This window comes from Actinobacillus vicugnae, from assembly GCF_901687125.1.
In the GTDB taxonomy this organism is placed as follows: Bacteria; Pseudomonadota; Gammaproteobacteria; order Enterobacterales; family Pasteurellaceae; genus Actinobacillus; species Actinobacillus vicugnae.
The window spans coordinates 15,942-40,695 of sequence record NZ_CABFJY010000050.1 but is presented as its reverse complement, the minus strand read 5'-3'; the positions used below and the strand labels follow the sequence as shown (position 1 = coordinate 40,695).

At 37.7% G+C, this 24,754-nt stretch carries 24 protein-coding genes; 12 read left to right on the top strand and 12 right to left on the bottom strand.

What is annotated here, in order from left to right:
* The first annotated feature begins 3 nt into the window (after positions 1–3).
* Positions 4–327 carry a zinc ribbon domain-containing protein YjdM gene (locus tag F8M47_RS11795; RefSeq protein WP_150540275.1) on the top strand — a complete coding sequence of 108 codons (324 nt, stop codon included), beginning with the start codon at positions 4–6 and terminating at the stop codon, positions 325–327.
* A gap of 212 nt (positions 328–539) precedes the next feature.
* Positions 540–1,940 carry a cytochrome-c peroxidase gene (locus F8M47_RS11790; protein ID WP_150540274.1) on the top strand — a complete coding sequence of 467 codons (1,401 nt, stop codon included), beginning with the start codon at positions 540–542 and terminating at the stop codon, positions 1,938–1,940.
* Between the two features lie 416 nt (positions 1,941–2,356).
* On the opposite strand, the gene yggU is transcribed toward F8M47_RS11790, so the two are convergent.
* The 8 genes from yggU to yceD form a co-directional block, all read right to left on the bottom strand.
* On the bottom strand, positions 2,357–2,662 hold the full coding sequence (gene yggU, locus F8M47_RS11785; RefSeq protein ID WP_150540273.1) for a DUF167 family protein YggU: 306 nt from the start codon (positions 2,660–2,662) through the stop codon (positions 2,357–2,359).
* Positions 2,662–3,195: a YggT family protein gene (locus F8M47_RS11780; protein WP_150540272.1), complete on the bottom strand. Its 534-nt coding sequence runs from the start codon at positions 3,193–3,195 to the stop codon at positions 2,662–2,664. Before F8M47_RS11780 ends, yggU begins: the two co-directional genes overlap by 1 nt.
* Positions 3,196–3,312: 117 nt before the next feature.
* On the bottom strand, positions 3,313–3,654 hold the full coding sequence (locus F8M47_RS11775) for a YggL family protein (protein WP_150540271.1): 342 nt from the start codon (positions 3,652–3,654) through the stop codon (positions 3,313–3,315).
* 56 nt (positions 3,655–3,710) lie between these two features.
* Positions 3,711–4,463 carry a tRNA (guanosine(46)-N7)-methyltransferase TrmB gene (gene trmB / locus F8M47_RS11770; protein ID WP_150540270.1) on the bottom strand — a complete coding sequence of 251 codons (753 nt, stop codon included), beginning with the start codon at positions 4,461–4,463 and terminating at the stop codon, positions 3,711–3,713.
* A 32-nt stretch (positions 4,464–4,495) separates the two neighbouring features.
* A complete protein-coding gene (locus tag F8M47_RS11765) occupies positions 4,496–5,446 on the bottom strand; it encodes a beta-ketoacyl-ACP synthase III (RefSeq protein ID WP_150540269.1) in 951 nt (316 codons plus the stop codon).
* A 10-nt stretch (positions 5,447–5,456) separates the two neighbouring features.
* Positions 5,457–6,491 (bottom strand): phosphate acyltransferase PlsX, encoded by a 1,035-nt coding sequence (gene plsX, locus F8M47_RS11760; protein WP_150540268.1) that lies wholly within the window; start codon positions 6,489–6,491, stop codon positions 5,457–5,459.
* 24 nt (positions 6,492–6,515) lie between these two features.
* A complete protein-coding gene (gene rpmF / locus F8M47_RS11755) occupies positions 6,516–6,686 on the bottom strand; it encodes a 50S ribosomal protein L32 (protein WP_005598552.1) in 171 nt (56 codons plus the stop codon).
* Positions 6,687–6,703: 17 nt separating this feature from the next.
* The gene (gene yceD / locus F8M47_RS11750; protein ID WP_150540267.1) at positions 6,704–7,228 is read right to left on the bottom strand and encodes a 23S rRNA accumulation protein YceD; all 525 of its coding nucleotides are present in this window, start codon (positions 7,226–7,228) and stop codon (positions 6,704–6,706) included.
* A 227-nt stretch (positions 7,229–7,455) separates the two neighbouring features.
* Between yceD and F8M47_RS11745 the strand changes: the two genes are divergently transcribed.
* From F8M47_RS11745 to F8M47_RS11700, 10 genes are all read left to right on the top strand, one after another.
* A complete protein-coding gene (locus F8M47_RS11745; RefSeq protein WP_150540266.1) occupies positions 7,456–8,247 on the top strand; it encodes a cytochrome C assembly family protein in 792 nt (263 codons plus the stop codon).
* A gap of 95 nt (positions 8,248–8,342) precedes the next feature.
* On the top strand, positions 8,343–9,620 hold the full coding sequence (locus F8M47_RS11740) for an HlyC/CorC family transporter (protein WP_150540265.1): 1,278 nt from the start codon (positions 8,343–8,345) through the stop codon (positions 9,618–9,620).
* 537 nt (positions 9,621–10,157) lie between these two features.
* Positions 10,158–11,672, top strand: coding sequence for a sodium-dependent transporter (locus F8M47_RS11735; protein ID WP_150540264.1), 1,515 nt, complete (start codon positions 10,158–10,160; stop codon positions 11,670–11,672).
* Positions 11,673–11,680: 8 nt separating this feature from the next.
* A complete protein-coding gene (locus F8M47_RS11730) occupies positions 11,681–11,773 on the top strand; it encodes a methionine/alanine import family NSS transporter small subunit (RefSeq protein ID WP_150540263.1) in 93 nt (30 codons plus the stop codon).
* Positions 11,774–12,058: 285 nt separating this feature from the next.
* Positions 12,059–13,036: a PTS mannose transporter subunit IIAB gene (gene manX / locus F8M47_RS11725; RefSeq protein WP_150540262.1), complete on the top strand. Its 978-nt coding sequence runs from the start codon at positions 12,059–12,061 to the stop codon at positions 13,034–13,036.
* Between the two features lie 10 nt (positions 13,037–13,046).
* On the top strand, positions 13,047–13,871 hold the full coding sequence (locus tag F8M47_RS11720; RefSeq protein WP_150540261.1) for a PTS mannose/fructose/sorbose transporter subunit IIC: 825 nt from the start codon (positions 13,047–13,049) through the stop codon (positions 13,869–13,871).
* 13 nt (positions 13,872–13,884) lie between these two features.
* Positions 13,885–14,721, top strand: a complete 837-nt coding sequence (locus F8M47_RS11715) for a PTS mannose transporter subunit IID (RefSeq protein ID WP_150540260.1) — start codon at positions 13,885–13,887, stop codon at positions 14,719–14,721.
* 126 nt (positions 14,722–14,847) lie between these two features.
* On the top strand, positions 14,848–15,306 hold the full coding sequence (locus F8M47_RS11710) for a DUF986 family protein (RefSeq protein WP_150540259.1): 459 nt from the start codon (positions 14,848–14,850) through the stop codon (positions 15,304–15,306).
* A complete protein-coding gene (manA, locus tag F8M47_RS11705; protein ID WP_150540258.1) occupies positions 15,303–16,508 on the top strand; it encodes a mannose-6-phosphate isomerase, class I in 1,206 nt (401 codons plus the stop codon). Before F8M47_RS11710 ends, manA begins: the two co-directional genes overlap by 4 nt.
* Before the next feature lie 53 nt (positions 16,509–16,561).
* On the top strand, positions 16,562–17,071 hold the full coding sequence (locus F8M47_RS11700; protein ID WP_150540257.1) for a hypothetical protein: 510 nt from the start codon (positions 16,562–16,564) through the stop codon (positions 17,069–17,071).
* Between the two features lie 91 nt (positions 17,072–17,162).
* Here the strand turns inward: F8M47_RS11700 and F8M47_RS11695 are convergent, their stop codons facing one another.
* The 4 genes from F8M47_RS11695 to F8M47_RS11680 form a co-directional block, all read right to left on the bottom strand.
* Entirely contained in the window at positions 17,163–18,599 is a 1,437-nt protein-coding gene (locus F8M47_RS11695; RefSeq protein WP_150540256.1) for an HlyD family type I secretion periplasmic adaptor subunit, read from the bottom strand.
* Between the two features lie 10 nt (positions 18,600–18,609).
* Positions 18,610–20,733, bottom strand: coding sequence for an RTX toxin T1SS ABC transporter permease/ATPase subunit ApxIB (gene apxIB, locus F8M47_RS11690; protein ID WP_150540255.1), 2,124 nt, complete (start codon positions 20,731–20,733; stop codon positions 18,610–18,612).
* Between the two features lie 73 nt (positions 20,734–20,806).
* Positions 20,807–23,839: an RTX family hemolysin gene (locus F8M47_RS11685; protein WP_150540254.1), complete on the bottom strand. Its 3,033-nt coding sequence runs from the start codon at positions 23,837–23,839 to the stop codon at positions 20,807–20,809.
* A 1-nt stretch (position 23,840) separates the two neighbouring features.
* Positions 23,841–24,365 carry a toxin-activating lysine-acyltransferase gene (locus tag F8M47_RS11680; RefSeq protein WP_150540253.1) on the bottom strand — a complete coding sequence of 175 codons (525 nt, stop codon included), beginning with the start codon at positions 24,363–24,365 and terminating at the stop codon, positions 23,841–23,843.
* Positions 24,366–24,754: the final 389 nt, after the last annotated feature.

Genomic DNA, 24,754 nt, shown 5'->3' with positions numbered 1-24,754 from the left:
TTTATGACATACCCAGTTTGCCCACAATGCAACAGTGAAAATACTTACCATGATTCAATTCAATTTGTGTGCCCTGATTGCGCCCACGAATGGACTGGTGAAGAAGTTGAAGAGCATGATGAAGATCAGTTAATCGTTAAAGATAGTAACGGTAATTTATTAGCTGATGGTGATGATGTTCTTTTAATCAAAGATTTAAAATTAAAAGGTTCGTCGGAAGTACTGAAAAAAGGTACAAAATTTAAAAATATCCGTTTAGTCAATGGTGACCACAATGTTGATTGTGGCAAAATTATGTTGAAATCGGAATTCTTGAAAAAAGCATAATGATTTAATTTCGCTTGTTTTAAACGCTCACTTCGCTGGGCGTTTTTTATTTTCTATCACAATTAACATTTAGCACTTATCAGGAGACTAGCTTTATCATTGTTTGTCCTATTATTGATATAGGTTTTATAGATTAAAACTATTGATATAACGCAAAAAGTAAAACAGTATTTTTATGAAATAATAAAATCCTCATTTAATGGAGGTTACTAATGAAAAAATATTTACTTTTAGCCCTAGCCACTGCTGGTATTGGCTATTTTTCTCTCGTGGGATATGCGTATTGGTTCGATAAAACACAAGCGCCTAAGTTACTTGCTGAAGCTAATGTACCTGAATCACATCAAGCTGTCGCAGGCGTGATGTTTGCAAATGGCTGCCAATACTGCCACACACCAAATGCAGAATTACCTGCTTATTCAAAATTGCCTATCGCAAGCCAAATGATGGCTACAGATATTGAGAAAGGGACTCGCTTTTTTCGCTTAGATCGTTTGATTGAAGGCATGAAAGACCCAAATAAACTTTCAGAAGCGGATTTAGCTAAATTGGAACAAGTTATCCGTAATGATGAAATGCCTATCGCGAAATATATCCATGTTCACTGGGGCTCTCGTCCTGATGCTGAGCAGAAAAAAGTGATTTTAGATTGGATTAGCGCACAGCGCCAAGCCCACTTCTTACCACAAGTAGCAGGTGCAGATGCAACACGCTTAGTTCAGCCGATTCCAGAACAGCTAGCTACTGATCCGCATAAAGTTGCATTAGGCGAAGGGCTTTATTTTGACGGACGTTTATCAGATGATGGCTCAATTCAGTGCCATACTTGCCACTTATTAACACAAGCTGGCGTTGATAATTTACCTGTATCAGAAGGGATCCATGGCTTAAAAGGCGGTATTAATGCACCAACGGTATTTAACGCAGTATTTAATAAATGGCAATTCTGGGATGGGCGTGCGAAAACTTTAGCGGATCAAGCAGGAGGGCCACCAACAAATCCAGTTGAGATGGGCTCAAAAACATGGGGCGAGATTTTGGCTAAGTTAAGCAAAGACGAAGAGTTTATGAAGCGTTTCCTTGCAGTTTATCCACATTTTGATCAAGCAAATGTCACCGATGCGATTGGCGAATTTGAGAAAACGCTTATCACGCCAAATAGTGCATTCGATCGTTTCTTAAAAGGGGAGCAAACGGCATTAACGGATGTGCAAAAACGTGGCTATGAGCATTTCAAAAACGCCAAATGTGATACTTGTCATACTGGTACAGCAATGGGCGGGCAATCATTTGAATATATGGGCTTATACAGAGATTATTTCAAAGATCGTGGTACGGAATTAACAGAGGCGGATCAAGGTCGTTATGCGGTAACGAAAGATCCAAGTGATATGCACCGTTTCAAAGTACCGACTTTGCGTAACGTTGCGTTAACAGCACCTTATATGCATGATGCAAGTGCGAAAGACTTAAAAGAAGCGGTTCGCCTTATGGGAATTTACCAAAGCAATAAACATTTCTCTGATACGGAGTTAAATGAAATTGTAGCGTTTTTAGAATCACTTACAGGCGAATATAAAGGTAAATTGCTCACCAATGATAAAGTGAAATAATTTCACTGATACAAGCGGTCAACTTCTGCTAAAATTTTGCAAATTGCAAAAGATTTTGGGAATTTGACCGCTTGCATATCTTTAAGCAATAGTAAGATCTATCTCTCTCTTATTTACTTTCCATAAATAATATATCGCAACAAAAAATGAGATAAATGCTGACTCAATATAACATTTTATTTCAGGAGGAAATATTTCACTTCCTGATAAATAATTCAGCATGGAACCAATAATATAAAATATTGTGTTACACAAACTAAAACGTAGAAAAAACAAATGACAATAATTCCGATAAGTCTATGTTGTTTAATATAGAGCGTAAAGTATATTTACATTGAGTATTTGGTTTTATTTATTGGCATGATTTTAATCGAAATATGATCTGCCCTCAAAAGTTGGAGAGATTATCAGGCAGATCATACGTATTTATCTAGTAGAGTTTCTATTTCTTTTGGTATTACTTTTGGCTTTGGAACAAACAATTGTTTATGTCGTTGGAGTTCACCTTTTTCTAATTGGATACTGCTTTTGGGTACTTTGAATAATTTGCTCAAATACTTTAGTAAATGTGCATTGGCAGCCCCGTCTACTGGCGGGGCAGTAATCGCAATTTTGAGTTCATTATCGTGTAAACCAACAATTTGATCTCGGCTCGCTTTGGGTTGTAAAAGAATCCGCAGGCGGATGCCACACGGATTTTCAACAGATTCGACTGCTTTCATTAAGCAATTGCCCACAGTACGCCAAATACACTATAGAAAAGGTTATTTAGCAGAATTAAGCCGAAACCTAATACCATTACAGAGAAATCGAGCATACCTGTACGAGGTAATAATTTACGGATAAAGCCTAATACTGGTTCAGTGATTTGTGCCACCATATAATCTAATGGATGATCGCCTCGGGTTACCCAACTCATTAAGGCGCGAATCAAGGTGGTGAAAAATAGAATCTGACCGAATGTTTTAATCACACCAAGTAGTCCCGCCAACACCGCCATGGCAGCGGGTACACCTAAAATAAACTTTTCGAAAGCTAATAAAAGCAATGCGATTAATAGTGCCGCAAAATTAATATTTTTGACAGTTGGAATCACTTTGCTGACGGGATTCACTAACGGTGAAGTTAAGCGCAATAGTGATTGCGACAATGGCATATAAGGATCCACTCGGCAAAATTGCAACCAAGTGCGTAAAACTAATACGAAGCTTAGAAAGCCGATAACAATTGAAAGAACAGGGGCTAAAAATTCCATCTATCTTCCTCTTCTAAAAATATTTGCTATAAATTATTCGGGCGGGATAAACCCGCCCCAATGCTAACAAGCGGTCGACTTTTGCAAGTTTTTCGCAAAATTTAGCCGTTTGTTCGATTAGTTTTGAATTGGGTAGTCCCACCAAATATCGAATAATTCGCTCACTTCAACTTGAGTTAATCCATTGCTTTCTAACCAAGTTTTTACTAATTGTTGGTGAGATTCATCACATTTGCCTAATTTTTCTAAGCAAACTAAACCTTCCCAATGTAAGTAACCACTACCTTCATAAGCTAAGCCGTTAGGTTTGATCACTTCAGCAATGAAACGATCTACGGTTAAATCAATTTGATCAATACCTGTGTTTTCCGCAAATTGGAATTTTACTAAAAAACCTAACTCTTGGAATTCTGCTAGGTGCATTTTTTTACGTTGACGTGCGTTACGTTGAATAGCCATTATATTTCTCCTTATTTAAATTGAGAATGGATAGTTAAAATCAATCATTAAACAGTTTAGGACTGCTTAATAAAGTATAAGTCCCACACACCGTGTCCGAGACGTTGACCTCGTTCTTCAAACTTGGTTAAAGGACGAAAATTAGGGCGTGGAATAAAATCATTGGTCGCTGATGTGTTATGTAATTCACTATCGAATTGACGTAACACTTCTAACATATGCTCTGCATAATTTTCCCAGTCGGTAGCAAAATGAATAAAAGCATCATTGTCTAATTTTGTTAACACACGGCGAATAAATTCGGGTTGTACAATACGACGTTTGTGATGTTTTGCTTTTTGCCATGGATCTGGGAAGTAAAGCTGTAAACCGCCAAGTGACTGATCAGCGATGGCATCACGCAAGATTTCTGTTGCATCATGGCAAATTACGCGTAAATTTTTCACGCCTTTTTCTAAGGCGTAAGCGATACAAGCGCCAACACCTGGCGTGTGAACTTCAATACCAATATAGTTACGATTTGGGTTTTGTTCCGCCATTTCTACTAGCGAGCGCCCCATGCCAAAACCAATTTCTAAGATAACTGGATTGGCATTACCAAAAATCTGTTCAAAATTAAACGGTGTATTTTGGTAGTCTAAACCGAGATTTGCCCAGTTATTGTTCATCATATCACGTTGATAATCGCTTAAACGCCCTGTGCGCAATACAAAGCTACGCACTTTGCGTAGGTAACGTCCGTCTTCAGTAAATTCAGCTTGTTCTACTGTTTTTCGTTTTTTATCTGCAAAAGTTTGTTTTTCTGACATTTGTAAAATTCTATCTTTTTCTGACCGCTTGTTTAGAAACGAACTAGTGCTGAGCCCCAAGTCCAACCGCCGCCGAATGCTTCAAGAAGTAGCAATTGACCACGCTGAATACGTCCGTCACGCACGGCTTCATCCAATGCTACAGGTACAGTTGCAGCACTATTGTTACCATATTTTTCCACAGTGAGAACCACTTGCGACATATCCATTTCTAATTTTTTCGCTGTCGCAGCAATAATACGAATATTAGCTTGATGTGGCACTAACCAATCTAAATCTGATTTTTGTAAGTTGTTTGCTTCAAGTGTTTCTTCCACCACACTAGAAAGCTGACCTACTGCCAATTTGAAGGTGGCATTACCTTGCATTTGAATAAAGCCAGATTTTTCATCACCACGTTGCTGAGCAGGCAGAGCTAACATATATTCGCTATCAGAAGACGAATGTAAGTGGGTTGAAATAATACCTTGTTGTTCGCTTGCTTCGAGAATTACAGCACCAGCGCCATCACCAAATAGCACCACCGTACTACGATCGGTTTCATCTAAAGCACGAGAATTGAGATCGGCGCCGATCACTAACGCTTTTTTTACTTTTCCTGTACGCACAAATTGATCAGCAACACTTAATGCATATACAAAGCCTGTGCAAGCAGCTGCAACATCAAAAGCAATCGCATCTTGAATATTTAATAAGCCTTGAATTTGGCAAGCAGCACTTGGGTAAGCATGAGAGTTAGTTGTTGTACCCACGATAATCAGATCAATTTCATTATGATCGATTTTCGCCATTGCTAATGCGTTTTTAGCCGCTTGTGCGCCCATGCTGGCAACGGTTTCGTCTACTGCTGCAATACGACGTTCTTTCATACCAGAGCGAGTGAAAATCCACTCATCTGTGGTATCTACCATTTTTTCTAAATCAGCATTAGTACGAATTTGAGCAGGTAAATAACTACCTGTTGCTAAAATTTTGCTGTACATATTTTATTCTCTATAAATTTTGATATAATTTGTTTAAACCTTGCGAAATTTTATCAGGAATTTGCCTTTGGATCTGCCCAATTGCATGATTAATTGCATAAAAATATGCATTCGTGCTTGCTCCACCATGGCTTTTTACCACGACAGAGGATAATCCTAGTAGCGTTGCACCGTTATGTCGATCGGGATTGATTTGTTGTAGTTTCCGATACGAACGATAAAAAATTGCACGCAATATATAGCGCTTCAGATTTTGGCAAAGATAAGATCCTTCGGAAGATTGTTTCAATAATGAAAGAATATTTTTGGCGGCACCTTCTACCGCTTTGAGGGCAATATTGCCTGTAAAGCCATCACAAACAATCACATCCGCCATATGATTCATTAACTTATCGCTTTCTAAAAAGCCAATATAATTTAAATCATGCCGTTGTTGTAAATGTTTAGCTGTGTCTCGAATTGTTTGCGAGCCTTTGTTACTTTCTATGCCAATATTCAGCAATGCTAAACGTGGATAAACTAAATCTAGCATTACTTCTGCAAAAATATTGCCCATTTCAGCGAATTGAATCAGTAAATCACTATTTGCTTCTACATTCGCCCCTAAATCTAGCATAACGCTTGATTGACCATTCATACTTGGAATGAGAGTAGCAAGTGCTGGACGTTCAATATTGGGGAGTGGTTCAATTAGTATTTTTGCAAGTCCCATTAATGCTGCAGTATTACCCCCGCTGATACATCCTTGCGTTTCGCCATTGGCAACCGCTTCTAACGCTAAACGTAGAGAGCTTCCTTTGCTTTGGCGCAATGCTTGCATAAAAGGCAGATTAGCATCAATAGCATAAGGTGTATGTACAAATCGAATACGTTTTAGCTGATCGTTAGGAAGTGCATTCAGAAAAGGATTGGCTTGGCGTTGATCGCCAAATAGTATAAAAGATAGCATCGGATTTTTTGCCAATGCTAGAGATAATGCTGGGATAGTAACACGGGGACCAAAGTCCCCGCCCATCACATCTAACGCAAGGGTTAGACGATTCAACTGATACCTCGAAACTAACCGAGATTATTTGTTGATTACTTTACGACCACGGTAGTAACCGTCAGCAGTTACATGGTGACGTAAGTGAGTTTCACCAGTTGTTTTATCTACTGAAACTGCTGCTGTTGTTAATGCATCGTGTGAACGACGCATATCACGACGTGAACGAGATTTCTTATTTTGTTGAACAGCCATTGGCTATACTCCTAGATCTAGTTTTTCTTTAAATTAGCTAATACTGCGAACGGGTTAGGTTTCTTCGCCAATTCTTCAGGCAATTCGCCAAACACCTGTTCACTCACGGACACTTCACAGTGTTCTTCACTATGCATCGGGACTAGAGGCAATTCGATGATAAATTCATCTTCAACCATATCTAGTAAATTTACTTCACCAAACTCGTTTACTTCGATAGGTTCATAAATTTCGGGCAAATTGTCCGCCTGATCCATATTAGACACTGGACTGAAACAAAATGAACAGTCGAGTGTTTGTGTAAACGGGTTACCACATCGTTGGCAATCAAATTCCACCTCAACTTTAGCTGTGCCTTTAATGACAGTAAGACGCTGTGGATCGATATATAACGAGAGAGTAACTTGTGCATCACTTAGCACGTTGCTCACAGATTCACCCAAACGGCTAAGGAGACTACTAGAAATGTAGCCTTCGTAATCCATTCGACGCTGTGCGTCTTTATATGGGTCAATGGTGAGGGGTAGTTTTACCTTTTGCATAGGGTGTGCATATTACAGATAGAAAGCAAAATAGTCAAAGAGAAAATCGGATATTTTCTAAAATATCTCGGTCGAGAAAACGAATCTGTTGCTAGGGTTTGATATGAGGTAAATTATCTTAATTTTTTAGAGGTAATTTGACCACTAACCATAGCCAAAAATGCCTAAAACTGGTACTTTAGCACTTAGCTGAAAATTATTCTTATTTTACGTTAAACAGGATGACGATGTTATTTGCTATTTTAGCGATCTTCGCTTATTTGGCTGCTTTATTATGGGTAGTACCAACTGTAGTCAATTTAGAAAACCAGACCACGAGCCAAAAACCGAATGTTAAAGCAGTGTTTTGGCTTGGGTTACTTGCCGTGTTATTTCATGGAATTAGCTTATCTCAAGAGTTTATTTTGCGAGGCATCGGGCAAAATTTCTCACTCGCTAATGTGAATGCGATGATGAGTTTATTGCTGTCTGCTTTTGCGACATTGGCTTTACCTCGCTGGAAAACCGTTTGGTTTCCATTGATGATAGTTTATACCTTTGGGATTTGTAGTGTTGCGGTAACGGTGTTTGCCAGTGGTAATTTTGTGAAAGATCTCACCCAAAATACAGGGCTGATTTTCCACCTTGGCATTGCACTCTTTTCGTATGCGCTCTTTTTCTTAGCGATGATTTATGCGTTTCAGCTGAAATGGCTGGATAATCGCCTAAAAAATAAGAAAACGGTATTTTGTGCGGTATTACCACCATTGATGTCGGTTGAACGTCATTTCTTTACATTAACTGTTGCGGCACAAGCATTGCTTACGATAGCGTTGGTAACGGGAATGATTTATTTGCATAATTTTTTTGCGCCAGAGCAAATTCATAAAGCGATTTTTTCTTTTATTGCGTGGTTGGTTTATACCGTTCAATTACTCGGGCAATGGAAATTCCGTTGGCGAGGAAATCGGGTGCTAATTTATTCGGTTTTAGGTATAATCTTGCTCACAATTGGCTATTTTGGTAGCCACGTGATTTAGTTATCACTGCTGGAAGCGGGCGAATTTTCGCATTGTTTTGCAGATGTTTATGAAAATTCAACCGCTTAATTATTCACTTATATAGGATCTTAATTTTGGACAGTATCCCCCTGAGTACCCTTTTTATTTCACTTGCTATTCTCCTTATTCTTTCCGCTGTTTTCTCTAGTTCTGAAACGGGTTTAATGTCTCTTAACCGCTATAAAATGAAACACCTTGCCGAAAATGGACATAAGGGCGCTCGTTTAGCGGAAAATTTATTAGCTAAAACTGATGTTTTACTTAGCCTTATTTTAATTTGTAACAATTTAGTAAATATTGCAGCTTCTGCGATTGCAACCATGATTGGTATGCGCATTGCTGGCGATGCGGGAGTGGCTGCTGCAACAGGTATTTTAACCTTCTTGATGTTAGTTTTCGCTGAGATTTTGCCAAAGACAATTGCGGCGATTTACCCTGAAAAAGTTGGTTTTGTCGCAAGTTATTATTTAACACCGCTAAAAAAAGTGATGATGCCAATCGTCTTTTTTATGAATGTTGTGATCAATGTATTGATGAAATTGCTACGAGTTAAAAAAGATGAAAACACAGGTTTAAGTGCAGAAGAGCTTCGGGGGGTGGTACTTGAGGCTGGCAAATTTATTCCAACTGAGCACCAAGAGATGCTGATTTCTATTTTGGATATGGAAAAGGTTACTGTTGAAGATATTATGGTGCCTCGTAACGATATTGGCGGCATTGATATTGATGACGACTGGAAATCTATTATGCGCCAGCTAAATCATGCAGCGCACGCTCGAGTGGTGCTGTACAAAGGCAATATGGATAAAAATGTGCTAGGGATGTTACGTGTTCGAGAGGCGTTCCGTTTATTGTTAGAAAAAGATGAACCAAGTAAGGAAACGCTTATTCGTGCGGTAGATGAAGTGTATTTCATTCCAGAAGGCACGCCATTAACTACTCAATTAATGAATTTTAAAAGCAATAAAGAACGTATTGGTTTAGTTGTTGATGAATACGGTGATATTAAAGGTTTAGTTACTTTAGAAGATATTTTAGAAGAGATTGTTGGCGAGTTTACAACGTCAACTGCACCAAGCTTAGATGAAGAAGTGAAGCAACAATCGGACGGCTCGGTAATTATTGAAGGCTCTGCAAATCTACGTGATCTCAATAAATTATTTGGCTGGAATTTACCTGTTGATGAAGTACGTACGTTCAACGGTTTAATTTTGGAACATTTAGAAAAAATCCCAGATGAAGATACTCAATTCGAATTAAATGATTTGCGCGTCACCATTCTTGAAGTGGCAGATAATATGGTAAAACAGGCTAAAGTTGAACCCATTGCCAGTGAGCAACTTACTGACTAAACCACAAGCGGTCATATTTGCAAAATTTTTTGAAATTATGTAGCAAATGCACAAAAGTGCGAATTTGTTTCAATGAAGTAGGCGCAGACATGCCTACCCGTAAACACACAAAAATTTGTGCAGGCGAATATCGTTCGTCTCTACAAAAAATGTCTGTGTAGCAGCTACATAATACCGAAATTTTTAGCAAATATGACCGCTTATTTTTATAGTAATGATTCATTTTTCTAGTTTTTGGCTAGGTTGTTTTTTAATCTAATAAAATTCGAACAAATCTGCTATAAATTTATCTCAGAGTTTACATAATTCTCTATTTGTGATTGATTGTTAGTTTAATAGTCTAAAATCTATCGTTAAAAGTAGTTTTTTTCACTATTAAAATAGTGATAAAGGCCTCCAAATTTTATTTTATCCTCTTTACTTCTTGTTTATTCTTCGGCATATTTCACGCCCTTGCGATCAATTCGCAATCAATTTTCTTTTTATTTTTAAATAAAAACCTAGTGTGTTTAAAATTTAATATTTGAGGTATATCTCGTGTCTTCTAGCAACGCAACTTCGGCAAAACGTGCCACTTTTTCTGGTCGTAATGCCTTTATTATCGCAGCCATCGGCTCTGCTGTTGGCTTAGGAAACATTTGGCGTTTTCCTTATACCACTTACGAAAATGGCGGTGGTGCATTTATTATTCCTTATATCGTCGCACTTTTAACAGCGGGGATTCCTTTACTCTTTTTAGATTTTGCGATTGGTCACCGTCATCGTGGTGCAGCGCCATTATCATTCCGCCGCTTAAATAAAAACTTTGAAGTATTCGGCTGGTGGCAAGTTTTAGTAAACGTGATTATCGGTATTTACTATGCGGTGGTACTTGGTTGGGCTGCTGTGTATACCTATTTCTCTTTGACGAAAGCTTGGGGTAATAAGCCTGTTGATTTCTTTGTTGGCGAATTTTTAAAAATGGGTGATATTGCTAATGGTATCAGTTTTGATTTCGTTGGTATGGTGGTAGGCCCACTTATCATTGTTTGGATCATCGCTTTAATCGTATTGGCGTTAGGTGTTGAAAAAGGTATCGCTAAAACATCAGGCATTTTAATGCCAGTATTGGTAACAATGTTTATTATTTTAGTGGTGTCATCGTTATTCTTACCTGGTGCGGCAAAAGGTTTAGATGCACTCTTTACCCCAGACTGGACGAAATTAGCAGATCCAAGTGTATGGATTGCTGCTTATGGACAAATTTTCTTCTCGCTCTCAATCTGCTTCGGTATTATGATTACTTATTCATCATACTTGAAAAAAGATGCCGATTTAACAGGCACTGGAATGGTAGTTGGTTTTGCAAACTCAAGCTTTGAAGTGTTAGCAGGTATCGGTGTATTTGCGGCGTTAGGCTTTATGGCAACTGCTGCAGGTCAGGAAGTCAGTGAAGTTGCAAAAGGTGGTATCGGTTTAGCATTCTTCGCATTCCCAACTATTATTAATGAAGCACCAATGGGGACTGTGCTAGGGGTATTATTCTTCGGTTCATTAACGTTTGCCGCATTAACTTCATTTATTTCGGTGATTGAAGTAATTATCTCTGCGGTACAAGACAAATTAAAATTAGGCCGTGTAGTTTCAACGTTCATCGTTGGTTTACCAATGATGTTAGTATCTGTGGTGTTATTTGGTACCACAACAGGCTTACCGATGCTAGATGTGATGGATAAATTCGTTAATAACTTCGGTATTGTTGCGGTGGCATTTGCATCATTAGTCGCGATTGTAGCAAAAGGCAAATTAAGCACGCTTGGCCACCATATCAATAAAACTTCATCAATTAAAGTGGGTACATTCTGGCGTTTGGCTGTAGTGGTAACAACAGGTGTTTTAGCATTCATGTTATTCAGCGAAGCAATTAAAGTATTCAATGAAGGTTATGAAGGCTATCCAAGCTGGTTTGTGAATATTTTTGGTTGGGGAATGGCTGCCACACTCGTTGTAGTTGCGCTCATTCTCTCTCGCTTAAAATGGCACAATGAAACAGAATTTAACCCAGAAGAATAGGAAATAGTATGAGTACTTCAGCAATTATTATGATGAGTATCGCACTTGTTATTATTTGGGGCGGATTAGCTTTTGCAGTTAAGCGCTTACCAAAAGAGTAACAGTTGCAAAATTAAACAAAAAATCGACCGCTTGTTAGCTTAACAAGCGGTCTTTTTTTATAGTGAAATTTCAAAAATCAGGCGATTTGTGGAAATTAATTTCATTAATAAATTAATTAATTTAAATCAATATGAATAATAATTAATCAGCTGAACAATATTAATGAGAGCTAGATCACAAATCTAATAAATGTCATTTGTGTTATGTAAAGAACTATCTACAATTTACTCCGATTTTCACTCTATTTGAAAAAAATTTCAGAAGAATCCATTAAGGAGTAAATAATGAGCATTGCTATTATCATAGCGACCCACGGTGTTGCAGCAGAGCAGCTTCTCAAAACTACGGAGATGCTGATCGGTGAGCAGTCAGACGTTGCCTATATCGACTTCGTGCCTGGCGAAAATGCAGAAACCATTATGGGTAAATATCAAGCGTTAGTGGAAGGCGAATTATCACATTGTGATCAAGTGCTTTTCCTCGTTGATATGTGGGGCGGTAGTCCGTTTAATGCGGCAAATCGCTTCCAAGAAGGTAAAACCAATATGGACGTCGTAACAGGCGTGAATATTCCAATGTTGGTCAATGCGTGTATGGCACGTGATGATGTTGAATCGTTACAAGAGCTGGTTGAAGTTGCGTTAGAGGCAGGTTCAACAGGTGTGCGTTCATTAAATCATCAGCCAGCAGTAGCAGAAGTACCAGCACCAGTGGCTCAAGCTCAAGCACAGCCTGCACCGCAAGCTGAAATTGTGGATGATGGTCGCCGTATGACGATTGCGCTTGCGCGTATTGATGACCGTTTAATTCATGGTCAGGTTGCAACGGTGTGGACCAAAGAAAGTAAAGTCCAACGCATTATCGTAGTAAATGATGATGTAGCGAAAGACAAAGTTCGCTCGACTATGCTGAAAAGTGTTGCGCCATTAGGGGTAACTGCACACGTGGTTGATGTAGCGAAAATGATTCGTGTATATAACAACCCAGAATACGCAGATGACCGTGTAATGCTGTTATTTACTAACCCGAGTGATGTTTTGACCCTAATTGAAGGTGGTGTGCCATTAACAACGATTAACGTAGGTGGTATTTCTCACAAAGAGGGTAAACAAATGGTTAGCCATGCAGTTGCGGTAGATCAAAAAGATATTGAGGCATTTAAAGCGATTGATGCGAAAGGCGTTGAGCTAGAAGTGCGTAAAGTATCGAGCGATAGCCGTCAAGCGATGATGGACTTATTGAAAAAACACAACTTAATCTAGGGAAATTATTATGGAACTCTCAGCATTACAAATTCTTTTAGTGTTCCTTGCTGCTTGTATTTCAGGTGCGGGTTCAATTCTTGATGAATGGCAAACACAACGTCCTATTATTGCGTGTACTTTAGTAGGTTTAGCGTTATCTGTAGGTGCGCCAGATTCAGCAGAAGTGATTAAAACAGCGATTATTATCGGTGGTACACTTGAATTAATGGCGTTAGGCTGGATGAATATTGGTGCGGCAGTTGCACCAGATGCAGCGTTAGCGTCAGTAGTGTCGACTATCCTTGTTATTGTAGGTGGTCAAGAAATTGCAACAGGTATTGCAGTTGCGATTCCACTTGCAGCAGCAGGTCAGGTATTAACTTATGTTGTGCGTGCGGTAACAGTTGGTTTCCAACACGCAGCAGATAAATCAATTGAAGACGGTAGCCTTGCACGTTTAGACTGGTTACATCGTGGTGCGTTAATGCTTCAAGTTATGCGTATTGCAATCCCTGCACTTATCGTTGCATTAACTGCGGGTACAGATTCAGTACAAACTATGTTAAATGCAATTCCACAAGTGGTTACTACAGGTCTTAAAATTGCAGGTGGCTTTATTGCAGTAGTAGGTTATGCGATGGTTATCAATATGATGCGCGCTGGTCACTTAATGCCATTCTTCTATGCGGGCTTTGTGATTGCAGGCTTTACTGATTTTAACCTTGTTGCACTGGGTGCATTAGGTGCAATCATGGCATTGCTTTACATCCAATTACATCCTAAATACAACAAAAGCCAACAAGTTGTAGTTGCTCAAGCAGCAGACAATGGCTTAGACAACCGCTTAGACTAAGAAGGAATTAACTATGACTACTGAAATCAAAAAAGTAACAAAAAGTGATTTGAATGCGGTTGTTCGTCGTTCAAACTTATTCCAAGGTTCATGGAACTTCGAGCGTATGCAAGGCTTAGGCTTTGCCTACTCAATGGTACCTGTAATCAAACGTTTATACCCAGACCAAAACTCGCAAGAGCGTAAAGATGCAATTAAACGTCACTTAGAATTCTTTAATACTCAACCGTTCGTAGCAGCGCCAGTACTTGGTGTAACTATTGCGATGGAAGAAGAACGTGCAAACGGTAAAGAAATTGATAATGCAGCGATTAACGGTATCAAAGTGGGTTTAATGGGGCCGCTTGCTGGTGTGGGTGACCCAATTTTCTGGGGGACAGTACGTCCAGTATTTGCAGCACTAGGTGCAGGTATTGCATTAAATGGCTCAATTCTTGGTCCAATTTTATTCTTCGTATTATTCAACCTTGTTCGTTTAGCGACACGTTACTACGGTGTAACTTACGGTTATAAAAAAGGTTTAGATGTAGTACAAGATATGAGTGGTGGTTTACTACAAAAATTAACAGAAGGTGCATCAATCTTAGGTCTATTTATTATGGGCGCATTGGTGCAAAAATGGACGAGTATCAACGTTCCGCTTGTAGTTTCAACCATTCAAATGCAAGATGGTACAGAGCAAACAACAACGGTACAGCAAATCCTTGATAGCTTAATGCCAGGTTTATTACCGTTACTATTAACATTTGCTTGTATGTGGTTATTACGTAACCGTGTAAACGCACTTTGGATTATCGTAGGTTTCTTTGCTATCGGTATCTTAGGGGCAGCAACAGGCGCTTTAGCGTAATCTTATTGCCATAGCCGAATAGTTGGTTTGGTATTCTCTAGCAAGCGGTAAAATTTGTGGATTTTTTTGCAAAAATTCAATAAATTTTGACCGCTTGTTTTTTTATGATTTTATTGGTAAATATTCATGACAAATCTTATTTTGCTTATCGGAATTATTGGTATATTGGCGTTTGCCATTTATGATCAAGTCATTATGCCGAAACTTAAAGGTGAAACTAAACTGACCGTAGTATTACAGCCGCAAGTTAAAGGCGATGCATGGATTTTGATTGGATTAATTAGCTTATCTATTATTTATGGCGTACAAAATGGCATAGAAGCATTAACCATTTATTTATTAGTATTTTCGATTATACTTTGTGTTTATATCACTTTTTTACGCTCGCCACGTTTATTGTTAAAAGAGCAGGGATTCTTTTTTGCGAATGTATTTTTTGAGTATACGAATATTCATCAGATCAATTTGGCAGAATCGCAAATTATTGTGATTGATTTAAAAAGTGGGCGCCGTTTATTAGTGCGTATTCAAGCGCCTGAAGATGTCGAGAAAGTTGTAAACTTCTTTGGAGGATACAAAAAATGATTTTTAAATTAAAAGGCAAATTTCAACATTATGATTGGGGAGGTTCAACTTTTATTCCTAATTTATTAAAACTAGAAAATATTGAGCCGAAGCCTTATGCAGAATATTGGCTTGGCACGCACCCCTCGGCACCTTCCGATATTCTGTTTGAACAAAAATGGTTAGCTTTGGATCAGGTGATCCAAACCGCTCCTGAATTATTAGGTGAGAAAATCCGTAGCCAATTTGGCGATAATCTTCCTTATCTATTGAAAATTTTAGATATAAAACAACCGCTTTCTATTCAAATCCATCCAACCAAAGCTGAAGCTGAACATGGCTTTGCGCTAGAAAATCAGCAAGGCATTCCACTTAATGCTCCAAATCGTGTTTATAAAGATCGTAATCATAAACCAGAAATGATGATCGCACTGTCGGACTTTTGGGGATTGCACGGCTTTAAACCCATTGTTGAAATTAAAGCAAGTTTGGAGCAGCATGAGTCACTCAAACCGCTTGCAAGAGCACTAGACGAAAAAGGATTGCCATTGGTATATGCTGATATTATGCAAGCCGATAAACAACAAATTGCCGAATGGTTATTACCAATTATTGAAGAAAAATTTGAGGACTATCAGGCGGGCAAACTTAAACCAGATCATCCAGATTATTGGATTTGCTATATTTCAGATGTGATGAATTCGCCGTTACATCATTTAGACGGCGGAATTATTTGTTTTTATTTCTTTAATATTGTGTATTTGAAAAAAGGTGAAGGCTTATATCAAGGCGCAGGCTTACCACACGCTTATTTGCGCGGGCAAAATATTGAGCTGATGGCAAATTCAGATAATGTGATTCGTGGTGGATTGACGCCTAAACATATTGATATTCCTGCTTTGCTACACTCAATTGATTACCGTCCTGTGACACCAAGAATTATTCCTGCTTACCAAGAAGGTGATGGTTTTATTCATCTTTATGCTACGCCTGAAGCTAAAGATTTTGCTTTACAGCATTTGGAATTTAAGCCATTTGATGAGGAAAATTTCACGGCAGATTGTGCGAGCATTTTATTAGTAATGAAAGGCAGTTTATATATTGATTTAGGGCGAGAATCAATTCATTTGCAACAAGGTGAATCTGTCTTTATTGCTGCAGGAAGTCAAGTAGATTTAATCGCAGAATTGGATGGTTACGCTGTGATTGCAACCTTGCCATAAATCTGCCAATATATATTGAAATTAATAATGATGTTTAATTATTGAGGTAACTTATGAAATTCTCAACATTATTTACGACTACAATGCTGTTATTGGTAATGAATGCTTATGCACAAGGTAACCAAATTCACCCAACAGTGGAACATAAAGCCGTTATCAAAAATGCACCGCTTTCAGTGAAAGAAGCAAATCAAAAGCGTTTTAATGATAGCGTTGCACTACGTTTCTTTGGCTATGAACTTACTCAAGACCCACAAGGTCAGCCGATGCTGAGTTTTAAATATACGATTGAGAATAAAGCTAAACGTAATATTCGTATTGTGCAATGGGCAGTGAATTATATTTATGATGGGCAAATTATCCTAACCCAAGACACACCCGTGACTTTTAAGGATAATTTAAAGCGCAGAACAACGGCTGAATTAGTGTTCTCTGTGCCACTGTCTGAGCTATCTCCTGAAGCACAAGCGGTATTTAAAAATCCACAAGTGCAATTAAACGCACAATTTGAAGCACGCCAAATCGTGTTTTCAAATGGCTCAAAAATTATTGTTGCTAAGTAAATCAATCACATTTTACATAAAATAAGCGGTCGAATTTCCCAAAAGTTTTGCAAAAATTTGATGAAATTCGACCGCTTGTTTATTGTGTGAATTAGCGTTCTCTTAAGCTTTCAGAAACCGATTCTTCAAGTGGACTTAATAAGTAACTAATTACACTGCGTTCGCCTGTTTTGATTTCGGCGGTTACACTCATCCCTGATCCAAGTGCAATTTCTTTACCATCGTTGCCCGCAAGGGTTTTCTTATCAAGAGAGATAATGGTGTTAAACACCAAACCAAGCTGAGGATGCTCAATCGCTTCTAGCGTGATATGTTTCACTTTACCCGTTAAATAGCCGTAGCGAGTATAAGGGAAAGTTTCTACTTTTATTACAGCCTCTTGTCCTACTTCAATAAAACCAATGTCCTTATTCTGAATTAAAGCAGTTACTTCAAGCACATCGTCTTCTGGCGCAATGACCATTAACGTTTCCGCAGTAGTCACCACGCCACCAACAGTATGCGTTTTTAATTGCTGTACTGTGCCAGATACAGGTGCTCGAATAACAGACGCCACTTGGCGCTGTTCATTCTTTTGTAGCTCAAGTTTAAGTTGCTTTTCCGTTTCAACATTTTGTTTGAGTCTTTCAAGCACATCTGATTTGAACAATTGCGTAATTAATTGAGCGTCTTCTTTAGCTTGGCGCAAGTCACTTTCTACCTCATTTAAACGAGATTGGTAAACAGCAAGCTCATTGACTGCTTCGATATAACGGTTTTCCTGTGCTAACACATCGTGTCTGGCTGCCGCTTTGCTGTTGAACAGTTTTTTCAGATCCTTCCATTTTTCCTGCTCTATACGGGTAATGCCTTCATATTTACGAATATTAGCGAGCACAGTTTGTTTTTCCGCTTCTCGGCGTTGTAATACCAATTCCTTTTGGTATTTTTGTTTTTGCCATGTTTGGAATTGTTCCGTGATGAGGTGACGAATCCGTGTCTTATCCTCTTCTGATGCATGATTAAAATCATGATGGGTTAATTCCACTAATGGCAGGTGATTCGTTTCAATCGCATCGAGTAACGTTTCATAACGATAACGCTCCAACTTTGCCAGTGATAACGAACTTTGGGTCTTTTGTAAGTCAGCATCAGCGCCAAGCGCAGTAAGATGTAACAATAATTCCCCTTTTTGTACAAATTGTCCATCTTGTACAAAAATTTCTTTTACCAGTGCATTTTCAATTGGCTTGATTTCTTTACTGCGTCCGCTAAAGGCCAGTTTTCCTGAAGCGGAAGCAACAATTTCTACATGGCTGACAATTGAAATCACTAAAGCTAAAAATAAGAACAGCATAATTAAGTAAGCAACCAATCTTGGCTTTTTTGAAACGGGGGTTTCAATTAATTCCAAGTGTGCAGGCAAGAACTCACTTTCATCACGTTCTCGGTCTGGTGTATCAAGTTGATGACGAATTTTCCATACTTCCGACCAAACTGCTTTGTAGCGTTGGAAAAATTCATCTAAACCCATTAACCATGTTTTCATGTTGCTCTCCCTATTCCGACTGCAATTGATGTAAATAGTGGTATAAACCAGTTGGATCAGCGAGAAGTTCTTTATGTTTACCTTGTTCTACAATCTGTCCTTTTTCCATCACAATAATGCGATCGGCATTTTTAACCGTTGATAGACGGTGGGCGATGATAATCACGGTTCGTCCTTTACAAATTTGATGCATATTACGCATAATAATATGCTCTGATTCATAGTCTAATGCACTAGTTGCTTCATCAAAAATTAAGATTTTCGGGTTGTTTACTAATGCTCGAGCGATCGCGATGCGTTGGCGTTGCCCGCCCGATAAACCCGCACCTTGTTCACCGACAATCGTATTGTAGCCTTCACGCAATTCTGAAATAAATTCATGTGCACCAGCCAGTTTTGCCGCTTGTACAATCTTTTCCATTGGCATTCCAGGATCTGCCAGCGCAATATTGTCTCGAATGCTACGGTTTAACAGCACGTTATCTTGTAACACCACTCCAACTTGGCGGCGTAACCAATTTGGATCTGCAAGTGCTAAATCATGTCCATCAATGAGTACTTGCCCGTTTTCAGGAATATAGAAGCGTTGGATCAATTTGGTTAAAGTACTTTTACCCGAGCCAGAACGACCAACAATACCGATAACCTCCCCTTGCTGAATGGATAAATTCACGTCATTTAAAATGACTGGCGCATCAGGTTTATAACGGAAACGAATATTGCGGAAATTGATCTCACCTTTAATTTCGGGTAAGGCCAATTTTCCTTGATAGCTTTCTGTTGGCGAGTTTAAAACATCACCTAAGCGAGTAACCGAAATCCCTACTTGCTGGAAATCTTGCCATAGTTGAGCCAAACGAATCACAGGCGCAATAACCTGACCAGATAACATATTAAAAGCAATTAATTGCCCAATACTTAGATCGCCTGAAATCACGAGATGGGCGCCTAACCAAAGGGTAATTACCATTACCGCTTTCTGGATAAACTGTACGCCTTGTTGCCCAATAGTGGCTAAGGTTGTCACCCTAAAACCAGCCGAAACATAACTAGCAAGTTGCTTATCCCAGGTATTGGTCATTTGTGGCGTAACCGCAAGCGCTTTAATGGTATTAATTGCCGTGACTGATTCCACTAAAAATGATTGGTTATCTGCACCACGGGCAAATTTTTCATCCAAACGACGACGTAAAATGGGACTAATAAAAATTGACCAGCCCATATAAAATGGTAGTGAGCCTAAAATCACAAGGGTTAATTTAGGGCTGTAATACCACATCACCGCAAAAAAGATAAAGGAGAACATTAAATCCAAAACCGAAGTTAGTGCCTGCCCCGTCAAAAAGTTGCGGATTTGATCAAGTTCTCGCACTCTAGCAACGGTGTCGCCCACACGGCGATTTTCAAAATAAGAAATCGGTAATGCTAATAAATGTCTAAACAGCCTTGCACCTAATTCCACATCAATACGGCTGGTACTGTGTGCAAAAATATAGGTTCGTAAGCCATTGAGTACAATTTCAAATAGCACAACAATTGTCAGCGCTACGGTAATTACATTTAAAGTAGAAAAACCTCGGTGTACCAAGACTTTATCCATTACCACTTGGAAGAAAAGCGGTGTAATTAATGCAAAAATTTGCAAAAAAATTGAAACAATTAATGTTTCAATAAAAATCTTACGGTACTTAATTACAGCTGGGATAAACCAAGTAAAGTCAAATTTTGCTAGTTTGCCTACTATTGAGGCACGAGATGCAACTAAAATAAGTTTGCCTTGATATAAGCTTTCAAATTCTGCCTGTTCTAATACACGAGGATTACGTGTTTCTAAATCAAAAATTAAATATTTTTTTGCTTGGCTATCAATTTTAGTCAAAATAAAATGCTGTCCATCTTCTCGCCAAATCAAAGCAGGTAATGCGATAAATGCTAGCCGATCAATTGATTTTTTTACTTGTCGTGCTTTTAGTTCTAAAGATTTTGCAGCTAATAACCAAGAAGTAAGATCTAATCCATTCCCTTCTATATCAAATTTATGTTTTATCTCTTCAGTATTAATAGCAATATTGTGATATTGAGCTAATATTGCTAAAGCATATAATCCATAATCTTTTTTTTCATTATAATTCATTTATTTACTCCGCAAATAAAATAGCAATCCTATTAAAATGAAAATAAATAGGATTGCTACCAAGTAATATCAACTATGCTCTTGCAAGTGTATTTATTAATATATCATTCAAATTATTTGATGATAATGAATTACTATTTGAACTTACTGAGCCAGTAATATTGAAACTACCTGCAGAAGAAATAATTTTATTTACCTCTGAACTTAATTTATTTAAGTTGGTTGCATCTAAAGATGAAGAGTCTCGTAAACTTACTGAAGTATGTGGACTTCTAATATACTTTTCAATATTCTCTGAGGTTAATTTTCTACCATCTTTGTCAAAGATTTCCTCAACTTTATAATGCCCCTTATCTGATTTAAACCAATCTTTAAATGTAATTAAATCATAGTCACTAGCTCGATCATAACTTCTTAAAACAAGGTTATCATTGCTTTTCTCAGCAAATAGACGATCAAAAGATAAATCAGCTAAATATAATTTATCTACATCTCTAGAGTTACCTATCTCAGAAATTGTATGTTTCCCTGATTTAGATGAATATAGGTAGAAGTCACTACCGTCACCTCCTGCAAGGTAATCGTCGCCTTCACCTCCTTCAAGGTAATCAGCACCTGAGCCTCCATAAAGTTTGTCATTACCTTTACCACCTCGAAGAACATTAAATCCATATCCTTTTACTTGTAACTCATCATCACCATCGCCACCACTTAGATAGTTATTACCTTCATCACCAAATAATTTATCATTACCTGTTCCTCCATATAGCTGATCGTTTCCTGCACCACCACGAAGTTCATCATTACCATCGTCGCCATATAAACGATCATCACCATCATTGCCATTGAGGATATCATTGCCACTAGCTCCATGGAAAATATCAGCAAAATTACTTCCAATAAAGGTATCACTATTATTGCTACCAATAATTTCTTCTACTGAATGTAATGTATCATTAGCTTCTAATGTTCTATTAGCACTCGGGGCAAATTCAAAGTCACGATATTGGATTTTTTCAGTACGTTTACCAACAGATACTTCTTGTTCTTTAACCACCTCGCGAAGTAATTTTTCATTAGTGTGTAATTTGCGATGAACAGTATAATTTCCCGCTTTAGTTGATTTGGAACCATCTATTGTTAATAGACCAGTATCTGTCTTATCGTAATATACAACATCATGCCCCTCTCCAGCGTTTACTTCTGATGAGCCTGCAGCTAAAAAGATTTTATCGTTACCTTTACCTAGGTTGGATTGTATTTTTATTTCGGTATATTGAATTTGAGTATTTCCTTCAGTGGTGCCAGATTGAACATGTTGAATTAAATTTGAATAGTCATAAGTAGCACCATGTTCTAGCACACCTTTCACAACCCACTGTTTTTTGCCTTTTACAAGTAATTCTGTGACATATTGATATTTACCAGATTGCTTACGTTCTCTAATTTCTTCGCCAGCAGTTAAGGTTGGAGTTACAAATTTTAATAATGTTGAAGCCTTACTATTTGTTGCAAGATCAATTTCACCTTTCAATGGGTCAAATACTTGATTGGTAAATTCATTTGGTGCTTTCTCTAATCTTTTACCTTCTTCAAAGTAATCTACATAAGCTTTACCACTTTTTGTATTTGCAGCGTTTCTAGTAATACCAGCTAATTCGCCTATTTTTTCATCCCAACGTTGTTGCGTAATTAATATAGCTCGCTCTGCTTCATATGTTTTATTAAATTCGGATAATAATTTAAATGAATCTTCTAAAAATGCAGCGTGGCGTGCGTCATAACCATTTTCAAAATAGTTCTTCTTATGTTTTTCTTCCCACGCTTTTATTTCATTTGCTAGTTTAGACGCTACATGTTCAAACATAGCTTGCTTAGAAGCTTCTAAAATACCTGTAATTGCACCAGTAATTAATGTTACTAATGCGCCAACAGGTGCTCCAACTACTGAACCTGCAGCAGCGGCATTAACACCAGCAGAAACAGCATTTAATGCAGTAGTAATAGTCGTAAGTGTTGCATCAATGGCTCCACTTTGCTTATGGAATGAAGCTAATAAACTATCCCCTTCATATCCTAATTTTTTAAAACGCTCACCAAAAGTTTCAATTTCTTTAGCATTTTTAAATTTATCCGCAACAGCTAGGAAAGATAAAGGACTAATAGCCAATGAAACAGCAGAAGCAATTAAGCCAGCTGTTGCTGCTGTAGTTGATAAGCCTGCTGCAACACGCTGTGCAATTACATATTGTGATACAACTTTCCCTACATTACCTAAAACTTTGGTGGTTAATTCAACACCAGCAGCTGCTTTTGTTCCTGCATGTGCATCTTTATTTGCTAAAATTAGAGAAGCTGATACTGCTCCTAAAATACCAGATACAGCATCTAATCCATTACCTAATTTGCCAACATCTGGAATATTTTGTAATTTATTACCTAATCCATTCAAATACTTAGTATTTTTTAATGCTTCACCAATGTGCTTAATGTTATCTGAGAACGAATCGATATTACCAGCAACACTTGATGCTGTATCTACAAGTTGATTAACTAAATCAATACTTGCCTTAGCCAAATCAGTTTGGCTAACATCTTCGCCATTTTTCTGTTTTTTAATCAAATCATCTAATTCGATGCCTGATAAGGTAATACCTAAAATGTTTTGCAGCGAAGATAAAACACCTTGTGCTTTACCTAAATTACCACCAATATTTTCAGCACTTTCAAGATGCTTGCTTAATTTTTGATGTTTTTGAATTAATTTATCTACTTGTGGAGCAGATAAAAATATTCCTCTTTCGGTAAAACCTAAGAGTTTCTCAGTTGTTCCAAAAATTTCTTTGGTTAATGCAGTATTATCTCGTTCTTCATTTTGAACTTGGATACCTAATTCATCTGCGGCTTTTACTAAATCATTAAGCCCAGAACCAATTTCTTGGTTATAATCCTTGGGTACAGAGAGAAAAATTTGATGCCCTTTGTTTGATAAATATTTTGCACCTGTAGATATTTGATGACCTACTTTCTTAGCAGCATTTGTTGTTGCTGTACGGGCAGTTTGTGCTTTAGCTTTTAATGATGCTAAAGATGGACTATTTGCCATTTTATATATCTCCTTTTTCGATATGTGAAAATCTAAAATCGGGTTTGGTTTTAAGTTCATTCATTAATTCATAATGATATTGCTGAAAAATTTTACTTGCTAATTTCTTATCTATGTTGCCTCCATGAAACTCTGAAATTTTTCCTACTCGGGTCATTGGATCTACTCGAATAGCCCTAAATAGCTCATTAGGGAAGTTCTCTCGCATATGTTTGTATAATGCATCACTGTCTCCAAATGGAGCTATCCAATCTATAAACCATCGACGTTCTCCCGAATTCCAATCTTCCGAGATTAACGAAGCCACATCGTCAAGATATTTAACTTCATTTTCTAAACTTAAATTTGCCCAACTACAAAAGGCTACGGGGAAACCATCTTTTTTTAACAGTACATATTGTTTATTTTCTATTGCAGGTAAAACATTGATTGCCAATAACGCTAAAGACCAATTTTTATGTAAAGGTGAATTAGCCCATAGCCATGCAATTTCGCCCAAAAGTTTGAATTTATCGGTGTTATCCATCTTCCCTCCTAAACATAACTTTTCGTTATAAGTAGTAGCATTTTAGCTAAAAAAATTACTTACAAAAATTACAAAATATTTAACGTTTATTGATTGTAATGTATATTGATACATGGTTAGTCTATAAAAATATAGTTAACAATATATTTTTTTATTGTTAAAGTTGTTCTTAAACAATGAGTTATAAAAACAAAATGGAATATGAAAATATGCATTTTTCTGGAAAATGTCGCATTTACTTTACTGGTCTGATCTTTGACTTGTTTTTTTAGCAAACGTTTGCTGTTGCTGACAAAATGTTTAATAACTTTTCATATCGAATATTGGAGAATTTTAAGTGTATGCAAATAAGGCGAAAAGTGCTCAAAAATCGTAACTGAATACCAAGT